Source organism: Leptolyngbya sp. FACHB-60 (assembly GCF_014695775.1).
GTDB lineage: Bacteria > Cyanobacteriota > Cyanobacteriia > Phormidesmidales > Phormidesmidaceae > Nodosilinea.
The window spans coordinates 106,473-118,168 of record NZ_JACJOX010000028.1 but is presented as its reverse complement, the minus strand read 5'-3'; the positions used below and the strand labels follow the sequence as shown (position 1 = coordinate 118,168).

Below are 11,696 nucleotides of genomic sequence, written 5' to 3'. Positions count from 1 at the left end.
TGTCTACTTGTAAACGCCGTTATTAAAGCGATCGCCACCTTCTACAAGAGCGGAGTCAGTCACAGTAACCGTGAAGTTATCCAGGTTCTTGCGCAGAATCTCAAGCTGCGCCTCGCTCAGACCCGGCAGGTCGAGCACGTCGTCAACGCTCTCGTAGGGAGCATTGAGCAGAATCTTGCGCGCCAGGGTGGGGTACAGTCCAGGAAACTTTCTAAAGCCCTGTACGTTGGCGTTGTTGAGGTCCAACTTAGCCCCGTATTCTGTCTTGAGCTTGGCGTCTACCGAATTCTGCGGCGATTCTGCCAGCCAGGCCGTAGCCACAATGGGGGTGCTCAGAAGGTCTGCCCCAAAGATGGGCCCAGAGATAGGCTGCGCCACAGCGGGGCTACTCACCCAGCCCAACAGCACTGCCAGCGCAACGAGTAGGCCAACCAGTTGTTTCATTTACCCTAATCCTCTCCTACCAGTGTGAATGACTATACACAGCATTTCTAAGAGACTACCATTTTCCAGGCTCCCACAACGGAGAAAGAACGCTATCGCGCCGTTGCTGTAGTCTTCAGCGAGATTCCTGGGGCAGGCGTTCTAACTCTTCAGCGTAGTACTCGCCAATGTCCTGCCCGCTCAGTAAAACTTGCTCGTACTGAATCGCTGCCCGCAGGGCGACTGGCTCACCCACTGGCGGCGGTGCGACGGCGCTGAGCACCCAGATGGAGCCTGAGTCATCCACCAGCTCGTACAGTCCCTGGCCCACTAGGGGTAGATGGCGGCCGACGGTGCCAGCCAGATAAACCGTATCGCGCTGGCTCTGGATCGCTTCACCGATGGGGGTAACGGGGTCAAGCCAGGCGAGGCCAGGCCAGTTGCTGAGGCGATCGCGCAGTGAATAGCCCACCGTGGCATCGACGCTGGCCCCGCAGCTAGTGACCGCCACCAGGGCCAAGCCAACCACTCCATAGTAGGTAAACTGACGCTTTAGATAGTTCATAAAAGCTTTTTAAGGCGCTGAGCGCCGATCGCAGGCGTTTAGAGGATCAAAATCTGAGACACTGAGAAGGCGTCGAATCCTAACCTGGGCAAAGTTCGCCCTGGGGTTCCAACTGCGATCGTTTCCGAGATACAGGTTAGCGCACCCGGCCATGACCCAACTGCTCGACGGCAAAGCCCTAGCGGCCCAAATTCAAACCGATCTAGCCGACGCTGTTCAGGTCTTTACCGCCCAGGGGCATCGTCCCCCTGGGCTGGCAGTGATCATGGTGGGTGACAACCCCGCCAGTGCCGCCTACGTGCGCAACAAAGAGCGGGCCTGTAGTCGAGTGGGCATTGCCTCCTACGGTAAACACCTGCCCGCCACGATTTCTCAGCAAGAAGTCGCTGATCTAATTCAGCAGCTCAATGCCGACCCCAACGTAGACGGCATTTTGGTGCAGCTGCCCCTGCCCGACCACCTCGATGCCGTGGCTCTGCTCCACACCATCGACCCCAACAAAGATGCCGACGGGCTGCACCCAATCAACCTAGGGCGGCTGGTGCGCGGCGAACCGGGCCTGCGCAGCTGCACTCCCTACGGCGTGATGCGCCTGCTAGAGGCCGCTAAAATTGACCCCGCTGGGGCTACGGCCGTGGTGGTGGGGCGCAGCATTCTCGTGGGTAAGCCCATGGCCCTGATGCTGCTAGAGGCCAACGCCACCGTAACGATGGCTCATTCGCACACCCCCGATTTAGCCGCGGTGATGCGGCAAGCTGATATTCTAGTGGCGGCGGTGGGCCGCCCCGGTATGATTACAGCGGCTGACGTTAAGCCCGGCGGCGTTGTCATCGATGTGGGCATTAACCGAGTCGAGCAGTCCGACGGCTCAGCTCGGCTGGTGGGAGATGTCGATTTTGCCTCGGTGGAGCCGGTGGCTTCGGCGATTACTCCAGTGCCGGGGGGCGTTGGCCCGATGACAGTAGCCATGCTGCTTGAGAACACCGTAACCAGCTACCGCAACCGCCTATAAATGCGGGCTTACCCAGTTTCAAACTCGTTTTTGTCGCCTTTCAACCTGCCTGCCGCCATGGTGCCAACCAACTCCCTCGATTCTAGACCCGCTGCTGCTGGCCCCTTTGATTTAGAAGCCTATCTAAAGGAGCGTCGCCCCCAAGTAGAGGCGGCCCTCGACCAGGCCCTGGCCCTGCGCTATCCCGAGACCCTCTACGAATCCATGCGCTATTCGTTGCTGGCTGGAGGTAAGCGCCTGCGCCCTATTCTTTGCTTAGCCACCTGTGAACTTGTTGGCGGCAGTATAGCGATGGCCATGCCTACGGCCTGTGCTCTGGAGATGATCCACACTATGTCGCTGATCCACGACGACCTACCGTCGATGGATAACGATGACTACCGTCGGGGCCGGCTCACCAACCACAAGGTCTACGGCGATGACGTGGCAATTCTAGCCGGCGATGCTCTGCTGACCTACGCCTTTGAACATGTGGCGACCCAAACCCAGGGGGCATCTCCTGAGCGCGTGCTGCGGGTGGTTGCCGGACTGGGTAAAGCGGTGGGGGGCGAAGGTCTGGTGGGCGGTCAAGTTGTCGATTTGGCCAGTGAGGGCAACCCCAATGTGACGCTGGAAACCCTCAACTATATTCACAACCACAAAACGGCGGCCCTGCTCGAAATTTCGGTGACCTCCGGAGCCATACTGGCGGGGGCTGATGAAGAGGCGATTGAAAGCCTGCGCCACTACGCCCAGCGCATTGGCTTGGCCTTTCAAATTGTGGACGATATTCTCGATATCACCTCGACATCTGAAACTTTGGGCAAGTCGGTCGGCAAGGACATTACTGCCCAAAAGGTGACCTACCCTAGCCTCTGGGGCATTGAAGAATCGCGTCGCCAAGCCAACCAGCTGATTGAGGCGGCGAAGGAAAGTTTGGCCGGGTTTGGGGAACTGAACCGGCCTCTGCTGGCGATCGCCGATTATATTGTTGCCCGTACCTACTAGGTTTGCCTGCGCCGATGGACAGTTTTAGCGACATCTTCAACAACCATGTGCTCGTGGTGGCGTTAATTGCCTGCTTTGCAGCCCAGGGGCTCAAGGCTGTCATTGAGTTGGTGCGCCACCGCAAACTTAATCTGCGAGTGATGGTAGAAACTGGTGGTATGCCCAGCGCCCACTCGGCCCTGGTCACAGCCCTAGCGGGCGGCATCGGTCAAACCTTAGGCTGGGCAAGCCCAATATTTGCGGCCACCGCTGTGTTTTCGGTAATTGTCATGTATGACGCGGCGGGAGTGCGCCAAGCGGCGGGCAAGCAGGCCAAGGTGCTCAACCAAATCATTGATGAGCTGTTTCAAGAAAAGCCCGAAATCAGAGAAGATCGGCTGAAGGAACTGCTGGGACACACGCCTTTTCAGGTGATTGCCGGGTCAATTTTAGGAGCCATGATATCCTGTTTGGCCGCGCCTGCCTATTGAGCCGACGCTCGCCTAGGTTGCGCCCAAGAAAACAGGCGGTTGCTTTCTCCCCTAGGAACGCTTCGCGTTGGCAACACCTGTTTACTAGGCCATAGGACAAACGAATCCGCTCAGCCACTGGCGACTAAGGTTGAGTGCTCTTTAGAGAGAAATCCTAAGGAGCGGTGAGAGCCACCGCTGGAGTCAGCATTACTACTTCCTGGCTATCGACGATAAAGCCGGCGATGTTGAGACTGGTGAGCACTGACAGGGTAGAGGCGGCCCCGGCCACATCTGGACTGTGGGCAATGAGTAGATAGGAACGCTGGCGATGCACCGCTAGGCCCACGGCCTGGCCCACCTGCCGCTGAATGGCGATCGCCGACTCAGGCTGGTACTGGTAGTCCACCAGCACCGCAAAGCCTGTGCCCAGCGGTTGGGGGGCATAGGCAGTCGGTGCTGACTGCGTCGTAGCTGGGGGAGTACCCGTGGCAGGGGTACCACTGCTAGGTGGGGTGTTGTTCGCAGGAGGAGTCTCACTGTTCGCAGGCGGAGTTGGGCCACCCGTGGGGGGGGCAGGCTGGGCTGCGGTGGTAGCTGGACGGGCCACAAAGGCCTGGAAGCCCTCTACCTCGGTCATGTACTGGGCCCAGGCATTGGCATTTTCGAGGTTGGTAAACCCCCCGGCTCGCACAACGGTGTCGTTGAGGTAATCGCAAACTAGGACGGTGCTGTTGGAGGGCAGCAGGTTTTGTACCCGCGCGCGCTCGGCCTCGGTGTTGCTGCGGACCAGCAGCAGATACTCGTTGGCGGACGGGGGCGGGCAAGGCGGAAACTGGGCCTGGGCAGCAGTCCACAACCCAGCTAGCGGTGCTAGCAATAACCCTAGGGCAATGCTTCCCGCTCGGGGTAGTGTTATCCAACTAAGCGATATCTGTGCGCTGCTCCGTTTCAAACCCTTTACCATTGCTCTTTAGTTACCGCCGTAATCTGCCAGCGATTCTAGCCTAAAGCGGCGATCGCGGGGCAGAGATTCTAGGTTTTGATCGCAATCGCGCCTGCCTTCAGCTTAGGACGCTACGGCATCTAAAGATGCGAGGGGATCGGGAATGGCAGCGGAGGGGGCCTCAAACTCACCAGTGCCTACATAATCAAACCGCAGCTTGACCCAGGTAATGAACTGCTTGCTGGTAGAAACTAGAGCTGCAGCGGGCTGGGGGCAGCGGGCTTTAATGCTGGCCAGTTCGGGAGCCTCTAGAAAAGCGGGGGACTTAACCAGCCAAAAATTCACCTCCTGCTCTTGCTCCTGATAGTAGCGGCGGCGCTCCTTGAGGACTTCATCTAGGGGTTCTTCTTCGAGCAGAAACTTTTGGCTGGCAACGGCGTAGTAGTAGGTGGTCATGGGGGTCTCCTTTGGTGTGTAGGGTTTTAGGTGTAGGGTTTCAGGTGCAAGTTTCAAGTTCAGGCTTGGCCTTACCCTAGACCTGAGACCTGAAACCTGGTACCTAACTCGTCTCTAAATCAGCGCTTTCATCTCGCGGACGGCGCGCTCTAGTCCGACGAGCACGGCGCGGCTGACGATGCTGTGGCCAATGTTGAGCTCTTCCATGCCGGGGATGCGAGCGACGGGGGGGGTGTTCCAGTAGGTGAGGCCGTGGCCGGCGTTGACCCGCAGGCCGTGGGCGATCGCCTGTGCCGTTCCCTGAGCGAGAATGTCGAGTTCGCGGTGGAGGTCGGCTTCTGCTTTGGCTTCGGCGTAGGGGCCGGTGTGCAGCTCGATAAACTGGGCACCCACCTGGGCTGAAGCCTCAATTTGGTCGGTGGCGGCATCAATAAACAGGCTGACGGGAATGCCTGCGTCCTGGAGGGTGCTGACCACAGTTTTCATGCGATCGCGTTGACCAGCCACATCTAGGCCGCCTTCGGTGGTGACTTCCTCGCGCCGCTCGGGCACCAGGGTGACGTAATCGGGTTTGACGTCGAGGGCGATCGCCACCATTTCGTCGGTGGCGGCCATCTCCAAATTTAGGTGGGTGCGCACAGTCTGCCGCAGCAGACGCACGTCGCGGTCTTGCATGTGGCGACGGTCTTCGCGCAGATGCACAGTGATGCCATCGGCACCGGCTAGCTCGGCCAGCACTGCTGCGGCCACGGGGTCGGGCTCAACGGTGCGGCGGGCCTGGCGAATCGTGGCAATGTGGTCGATGTTGACTCCCAGGGTAGGCAAGCGATCGCTCCTCAACATTCCTAGACGCTACAGCCTATGATCCTACCCTATGGGCTTCCCAGCTAAAAGTCGATGGAGCGAATTAGGGGCTGGGGGCCGGGGGTGACGGCGGCACTGTCCGTGGTGGAAAGGGTGGCAGACGCGGCGGTGGTGCGATCGGCGGCATTGACGATCGCACCCAGCAGCGGCAGGTCTTCATTTTCTAACAGCTGTTCTAACAGAGCCTCTAGCACCGCTTTGTCGGTGTAGCCGGGGCGAGTCACCAGCAGTAGCCCATCGCTGGTGGCCCCGAGCAGCAGGGCGTCATTGCTATTGCCTAGGGGCGGCGCGTCGATCAGCACCAGATCAAACCGAGCGCGGGCATCGGTTAAAAATTGCCCCATCTCGCTCGACTCGAGAATTGCCGCCGGGTGGGGTTGGGGGCCGGGGCTGGGAGCCAGATACAGATTTTCGACCCAGGGCGCGAGCTGAATTGGCTCCTGCTGCCGCCCGGCATAGTAGTGCAGCGGCTCAGAGATGGCAGCTGGATTGAGCTTGACCCCCAGCCGGTGACCGCAGGAGGGTTGGCGCAGATCAGCTTCGACAATCAGGGTCCGGCGTCCGGCGCGGGCGGCGGCAATGCCCAGGTTAAAGGCGCTGGTGGTTTTACCTTCTCCCGACCGGCTGCTGACTACTAGCACCACCCGCGGGGGTGTTCCAGACTCAGACAGGCTGCCCGCCCGCCGCAGGCTGCTGCGCAGTCGCTCGTAAATCTCAAGGTCGGGGGTGTGAGGCTGGTAGAGAATCGGCCAGCCCTGGGAAGACGTGGCGGCCAGGGCCGGGACTAACCCCAGCATCGGCACATCCTGATCGCTCAAAATGCCCTGGAGATCGTCGGGAGTGCGGGCGGTACTGTCGAGCAGATCAAGCAGAAAGACCACGGCTCCGGCGGCGACAACCCCTAGTAGGCCGCCCACAGCCATAACCACGACGGGGCTGGTGGGTGGGTCAGCCTGGAGCGTCGTGGTGGGCGGTTGGGCGACGGTGAGGCTGCTGGCAGTCTCGGCCTCGGCGGCTTGGGCATCAATGCGTTTGGCCTGAATTTGGTCGTAGAGGGCCTGGTTGAGGGCGACCTGCTGGGCGAGGCGGTTGCGCTCCAGCTGCTTGTTGGGCAGGCTGGAGTACTGCTGACGCAGTTGGCCATCGCTTTGGCTGAGCACCTGCTGCTGGCTGGCCAGGGCGGCCCGCTGGGCGCTGAGGGTCACCAACTGGTTGGCCAGGGCAGCGCGGGCCGGGTCGAGGCTACTGTTTTGGCGCACTTCGCTGACACTGGGCAGGGCAGCCAAGTCTTGCCCTCCAATCACCTCCTGGGCGCGCTCGGCCAGCAGAGCGTTGTAGGCGGCTAGATTTTGGCGCAGGTCCTGAATGGTGGGATGCGACTCGCGCAGGGTGGCCGACAGCAGCTTGAGCTGAGTTTCGCTTTCTAAAATCTGCGATCGCAGCTGGGCAATAATCGGGTCAGCACTCAGGGCCGAAGCGGTAAATGCCTGCCCCGGCGTCAGCCCCAGCTGCTGTTGCAGGCTTTGAATCTGGGAATCTAGGCCCGCCAAAGTGATTTGGTTCTGGCGCTGCTGCTGCTGCCCACCCGAGATTGCCCCTAGCAGGCTGCCGTCGAGGGCGGCTTGAATGGCTGGGCCTTCGGTGCGATCGTAGGCTTCGAGGGCCTGTTCGGCGGCTCGGAGGTCGGTTTCTACAGCGGGCAGGCGCTCATCTAGCGCTGTCACAATGGCTCGAATTCTGGCGCGGTTGGTAACTCGACTCAGCTCTACCATCGCCTCAAACAGCAGACTGAGGGCAAGTTGGGCCTGCTCTTCGTCGGTTCCACGAAAGGTCACTGTCACCCGCTGCACCAGGTTTTCTTCCCCCTCCAGTTTGACGGTGGTACGGTAGCGCAAGGTTTCGGGATCCATCGCCATCCCTCGCCGCTCTAGCTCCTGGGACACCTGCTGAAGCAGCACGTCGGCCAGCAAAAATTCCTCCGAAATAATGCCCTGGCCCCGCTGCTGCACCTCAGTTCCGGTGGCGGTTAGGGCAACCACCGGGGCGTTTTGTACCAGCACCCCCTCGGCTCGGTATTGCGGGGGCGGAGGGGGCTGCATAGCCACCACCGCCGAAATTCCCAAAACACCAAGCAGGGTGGCCAGACCAGGCCACTTGTAGCGGTCTAGGGCCAGCAGATAGCGCTTAATAAAAGGAGAAACCATCGCCGTTTTCAGGGTCTAAGACCCTAGGGTCTAAATAACGAGTCTGCTGAATCGGTCAGTGAGTCAAAAAAGAGCAAGAAGCCCAACACATCGCGAAAGGGCTGGGTAAAGGTATTGAGAGCATAGCTGACCCGCGCCAGCAGGTTGCGGTCAACGACCAAGATGTCGTTTTCCTGAAGGGGAATGTTCTGGCTCAGGTCGCCATTTACTGCCGCTCCCGCATTTACCGTGATCGTATCGGCCAAGCCGGTTTCGGGGTTAAATCGCAGCACCGCAATGCGGTTGTAGGCGGCCACATCAGGGTTGACCCCCGCCACGGCCAGGGCATCTAAAAAACGACTGCCGTTACGTAGATTTATGGCTCCAAAGCGAGCTTCCCCGCCGCGTGCCCCGGCAGCTCGGTTGAGTATGCGGATGGTAATTTCGGGCCGGGCTAGGGTTGAGCTGGCCACTAGGGCGCGATCGTAGCTCTCCACATCCTCTGGGGCCAGCCGGGGCACCGTGACTACATCACCGTCCTGGAGCCTCACCTGGGGAATGGGTTCACCCTGAAGGAGCGGCGTGAATAAATCTATGGTGCGAGAGAGTACGTCGCCACTCTTTAAGGGCCGATCCACCTGCACCAAACGCAGATCCGCCAGGGTGGTAGAGCCCCCTGCGGTCAGCAGCGCCACCGATAGCTGCGGAGCCTGCAAGGGGTAGAAGCCTGGACGGGGCACCTCGCCCACCACCGTTACCTCCACCGGGCGCTGGGTGGTGAGAATCACCGACACATCGGGATTGACCACGTACTGGTTGTAGAGGTTGAAAATTGTTTCGCGGGTCTCGTCCAGAGTGAGCCCAACGAGGTTGACAGTGCCGGCTAAGGGCAACACCACATTGCCCTGAATGTCTAGGGTTGCCGGAAAGCTTAGGTCGGGAAACCGCTGCACTCCAACAAAAATGCCGTCTCCAGGCCCTAGACGGTAGTCGTCAAAGGCAGTGTCCAGGCTCTCGGATTCCAACCTTAGGCTAGATTCTGGTTGGCGAGCGGGTAATGCCGCTGGCGGTGGCTGGGCGATCGCTGGGGCGAGCGCGATCGCCAACCAAAGGCCCGTCAGAGCGCCCCAGCATTGAGCTGAACCACAAAAAACCATAGCTTTAACCTTGGGGACGCGATCGCAATGGACGAATACCCAATATTGACCCATTTTCCTAGCGGTGGGCCAGGGTTCAGCGCAGCCTCGTCCGAAGAATGGCGTTAATTTTGAATTTGCTCCTCTGCCGCTCCTTCCAAATCAGATTGCCAATCACTAGGCGCGCTGCCAATATCTCTCTGGGGGTGCGACAACCGAGCTTCAGTTTTTATGCATGGCAGTTTGTAAAAGCTTTACGGTGTAGCCATAGATCTGAATTTTTTGGCAATATTCCTTACTTTTCCCACGTTCTTGAGTTCAGCCGTATAGTCTGTACAGCAGTTAGGGGCGGGTACACTTAGCCCTGCGTAGCTCAATTTTTCCGTTTAGATACATCTCTATGATTAGTTTTAGCTGGTTTGCTACAGGTATCTTCAATGGGTAAATCTCTAAAGGCTGCGGTGATTGGCACCGGCGTTATTTCTAAACAACATCTAAGCTTTCTAGATAGTTCTGACCACAGCGAGCTGGTTGGGGTGTGCGATCTGTCTGCCGCCGCCGCTAAGTATGCCGCTGAGACATTTCATGCTGGCCAAGCCTTCACCGATTACCAGGCCATGCTGGCAGAAACCAAGCCCGATGTGGTTCATATTCTGACCCCGCCGAATACTCACCAAAAGCTGGTCACTGATTGTCTCAATGCCCAGGCCCACGTCATCTGCGAAAAGCCGATTACACCCACCTACGAAGATTTCAAAACCCTCTGGCACCTGGCTCAGGAGAAAAACCTGCACCTGATCGAAAACCATAACTACCGGTTTAACGAAGCCATTCTCAAAATCGAAGAAATGGTCAAAGACGGTACCTTGGGCGAGGTGCAAGAGGTTGAGGTGCGCGTGGCCCTAGGCTATCGCGAGGCCGGCGGGCGCTTTGCCGATCGCAACCTCCCCAACCCCGTACACAAGCTGCCCGCTGGGGTCGTGCACGATGTCATTACCCACATGGCCTATCTGCTACTGCGGTTCATGCCCGAGGTAGAGCGGGTCGCTGCGGCTTGGAGCAACCACGGCGGTGGTGATCTGTTTAAATACGACGACCTCGACGCCATTTTGCTCAACGGCCAGCAGCACGCCCGGCTGCGGTTTAGCTGCTATACCAAACCCGAATGCTTTACCCTGTTTGTCAGGGGCAGCCAGGGCTACGCCGAAACCGATCTGTTTCAGCCCTACCTGCGCACCGTGATTCCTCGGGCTGGGGGTGAGCAACTTTCACCGCTGATCAACCACTTCGTCAACGGGTGGGATCTAATGGGCTCCAGCGTCAAAAACTTCCGCAACAAGGTCATGCAGCGCACCGCCTACGAAGGGCTACACCGCCTGCTCGACCAAACCTACGCCGCCATTCTTCACGATCAGCCCATGCCGGTGAGCTTTGAAGATATGGATAAGACTAACCGGCTGATTGAGACCCTACTTGCAGAGGAGAACCGAGTATGAAGCTGTTTATCACTGGAGCGTCAGGGTTTTTAGGCAAGTACGTGGTGGCCGAGGCGGTGCGACAGGGCTATGCCGTCAAGGCCGTGGTGCGTCCCGCTACCGACACCTCAAAGCTGGCCTGGGCTGACCATCCTGCGGTGGAGCTAGTGCGCGTTGACCTGCGCCAGAGTCGCGGCATCGCCGAAGCCCTCAGCGATGTTGACTGTGTGATTCACCTGGCGGCGGTCAAGGGCGGCGATTTTTACGATCGCTTTGCGGGCACCGTGCTCACCACCGAAAACCTGCTGGGTGCCATGACCGCCGCCGCTGTCAAGAAGCTGGTAGCTACCAGCACCTTCTCGGTGTACGACTACTTCAAACCCTCGGCCAATCGGGTGATCGACGAAGCCTTTCCCATTGAGTCTGAACCCGAATATCGCGACGCCTACGCCCAAACCAAGCTAATTCAAGAAGACATGATGCGTGAGTGGGGCAACACCAACGGTGCTGCTGTCACCCTAATTCGCCCCGGCATGATCTACGGCCGCGAGGCGTTGTGGAACGCTTGCCACGGGGCCGACTTTGGCTCCAAGTGGCTGCTAATCGGCCCCAAGGCCCTAATTCCGGTCACCTATGTCGAAAACTGTGCTGAGGCCATCGTGCTGTCGGTGGGCAGCGCTGCCGCTGCTGGCGAAGTGATCAACGTGGTGGATGACAATTTACCCACCCGCCGCCAGTTCACCAAGGCCCTGGTGAAGCGCACCGACAACCCACCCCAGGTAATTCCGATGCCCTGGGGTATGATGCGCGGCGTCTCCAGTTTGGCGTGGTTTGTGAACCAGCAATTGCTCAAGGGCAAGGCTCGCCTGCCGGGGCTGCTGATTCCCGCCAGTCTCGATGCGCGGCTGAAACCCTTTCGCTACACCAACGCCAAGGCCAAGAAAACGCTGAATTGGAGCCCCCGCTACACCCTGGAGACCGCCCTCGATCGCAGCGTCAGCGACCAGTGCCTACTGAGCGACATGCTGGCCAAGGCTCCTGCCACCCCCACCCTAGAGCCTGTTGCCCAAGGCTAACAATTGTCAGCCTTAGGACAAAAAAGCCCGTGTTTCCAGCCTTAGAAACACGGGCTTTTTGATGGTGAAATAAATTTGCCTGCTAGAAACCCAGTCCATCGCCACAATATCGCCACAATAAAGA

General features: G+C 59.0%; 12 protein-coding genes. 5 read left to right on the top strand and 7 right to left on the bottom strand.

From position 1 onward, the window contains the following. Window positions 1–3 precede the first annotated feature (3 nt). On the bottom strand, window positions 4–444 hold the full coding sequence (gene psbU / locus H6F57_RS11685) for a photosystem II complex extrinsic protein PsbU (RefSeq protein ID WP_190629762.1): 441 nt from the start codon (window positions 442–444) through the stop codon (window positions 4–6). 115 nt (window positions 445–559) lie between these two features. Next, window positions 560–988: a hypothetical protein gene (locus H6F57_RS11680; protein WP_190629764.1), complete on the bottom strand. Its 429-nt coding sequence runs from the start codon at window positions 986–988 to the stop codon at window positions 560–562. A 151-nt stretch (window positions 989–1,139) separates the two neighbouring features. On the opposite strand from H6F57_RS11680, the gene folD reads away from it, so the two are divergent. The 3 genes from folD to H6F57_RS11665 are packed head-to-tail and all read left to right on the top strand — an operon-like array spanning window position 1,140 to window position 3,457. Then, window positions 1,140–2,000, top strand: a complete 861-nt coding sequence (gene folD / locus H6F57_RS11675) for a bifunctional methylenetetrahydrofolate dehydrogenase/methenyltetrahydrofolate cyclohydrolase FolD (protein WP_190629766.1) — start codon at window positions 1,140–1,142, stop codon at window positions 1,998–2,000. A gap of 57 nt (window positions 2,001–2,057) precedes the next feature. After that, complete coding sequence (gene crtE, locus H6F57_RS11670; protein ID WP_190629768.1) at window positions 2,058–2,987, top strand: geranylgeranyl diphosphate synthase CrtE; 930 nt, start codon at window positions 2,058–2,060, stop codon at window positions 2,985–2,987. 14 nt (window positions 2,988–3,001) lie between these two features. Further along, window positions 3,002–3,457: a divergent PAP2 family protein gene (locus H6F57_RS11665; RefSeq protein ID WP_190629770.1), complete on the top strand. Its 456-nt coding sequence runs from the start codon at window positions 3,002–3,004 to the stop codon at window positions 3,455–3,457. Window positions 3,458–3,611: 154 nt separating this feature from the next. On the opposite strand, the gene H6F57_RS11660 is transcribed toward H6F57_RS11665, so the two are convergent. The 5 genes from H6F57_RS11660 to H6F57_RS11640 all read right to left on the bottom strand — a co-directional run bounded on the left by H6F57_RS11660 (window position 3,612) and on the right by H6F57_RS11640 (window position 9,042). Then, window positions 3,612–4,316 (bottom strand): hypothetical protein, encoded by a 705-nt coding sequence (locus H6F57_RS11660; RefSeq protein WP_190629771.1) that lies wholly within the window; start codon window positions 4,314–4,316, stop codon window positions 3,612–3,614. A 189-nt stretch (window positions 4,317–4,505) separates the two neighbouring features. Further along, window positions 4,506–4,838 carry an MgPME-cyclase complex family protein gene (locus H6F57_RS11655; RefSeq protein ID WP_190629773.1) on the bottom strand — a complete coding sequence of 111 codons (333 nt, stop codon included), beginning with the start codon at window positions 4,836–4,838 and terminating at the stop codon, window positions 4,506–4,508. Between the two features lie 114 nt (window positions 4,839–4,952). Next, window positions 4,953–5,663, bottom strand: coding sequence for a pyridoxine 5'-phosphate synthase (locus H6F57_RS11650; RefSeq protein WP_190629776.1), 711 nt, complete (start codon window positions 5,661–5,663; stop codon window positions 4,953–4,955). Between the two features lie 62 nt (window positions 5,664–5,725). Then, a complete protein-coding gene (locus tag H6F57_RS11645) occupies window positions 5,726–7,906 on the bottom strand; it encodes a tyrosine-protein kinase domain-containing protein (RefSeq protein WP_190629778.1) in 2,181 nt (726 codons plus the stop codon). Between the two features lie 23 nt (window positions 7,907–7,929). Further along, window positions 7,930–9,042 (bottom strand): polysaccharide biosynthesis/export family protein, encoded by a 1,113-nt coding sequence (locus H6F57_RS11640; RefSeq protein ID WP_190629780.1) that lies wholly within the window; start codon window positions 9,040–9,042, stop codon window positions 7,930–7,932. Between the two features lie 416 nt (window positions 9,043–9,458). Here H6F57_RS11640 and H6F57_RS11635 point away from each other — a divergent pair, with 416 nt between their 5' ends. Beyond that, window positions 9,459–10,517, top strand: a complete 1,059-nt coding sequence (locus H6F57_RS11635) for a Gfo/Idh/MocA family oxidoreductase (protein ID WP_190629783.1) — start codon at window positions 9,459–9,461, stop codon at window positions 10,515–10,517. Beyond that, window positions 10,514–11,572: an NAD-dependent epimerase/dehydratase family protein gene (locus H6F57_RS11630; protein WP_190629784.1), complete on the top strand. Its 1,059-nt coding sequence runs from the start codon at window positions 10,514–10,516 to the stop codon at window positions 11,570–11,572. The genes H6F57_RS11635 and H6F57_RS11630 overlap by 4 nt, the downstream gene beginning before the upstream one ends. The last annotated feature ends 124 nt before the right edge of the window (window positions 11,573–11,696 follow it).

Bases quoted from the DNA above. Each gene is read 5' to 3' on its own strand.
- folD (WP_190629766.1), top strand. From the start codon at position 1,140: ATGACCCAACTGCTCGACGGCAAAGCCCTAGCGGCCCAAATTCAAACC.
- crtE (WP_190629768.1), top strand. From the start codon at position 2,058: ATGGTGCCAACCAACTCCCTCGATTCTAGACCCGCTGCTGCTGGCCCC.
- H6F57_RS11655 (WP_190629773.1), bottom strand. From the start codon at position 4,838: ATGACCACCTACTACTACGCCGTTGCCAGCCAAAAGTTTCTGCTCGAA.
- H6F57_RS11640 (WP_190629780.1), bottom strand. From the start codon at position 9,042: ATGGTTTTTTGTGGTTCAGCTCAATGCTGGGGCGCTCTGACGGGCCTT.
- H6F57_RS11630 (WP_190629784.1), top strand. From the start codon at position 10,514: ATGAAGCTGTTTATCACTGGAGCGTCAGGGTTTTTAGGCAAGTACGTG.
- H6F57_RS11680 (WP_190629764.1), bottom strand. From the start codon at position 988: ATGAACTATCTAAAGCGTCAGTTTACCTACTATGGAGTGGTTGGCTTG.
- psbU (WP_190629762.1), bottom strand. From the start codon at position 444: ATGAAACAACTGGTTGGCCTACTCGTTGCGCTGGCAGTGCTGTTGGGC.
- H6F57_RS11635 (WP_190629783.1), top strand. From the start codon at position 9,459: ATGGGTAAATCTCTAAAGGCTGCGGTGATTGGCACCGGCGTTATTTCT.
- H6F57_RS11665 (WP_190629770.1), top strand. From the start codon at position 3,002: ATGGACAGTTTTAGCGACATCTTCAACAACCATGTGCTCGTGGTGGCG.
- H6F57_RS11645 (WP_190629778.1), bottom strand. From the start codon at position 7,906: ATGGTTTCTCCTTTTATTAAGCGCTATCTGCTGGCCCTAGACCGCTAC.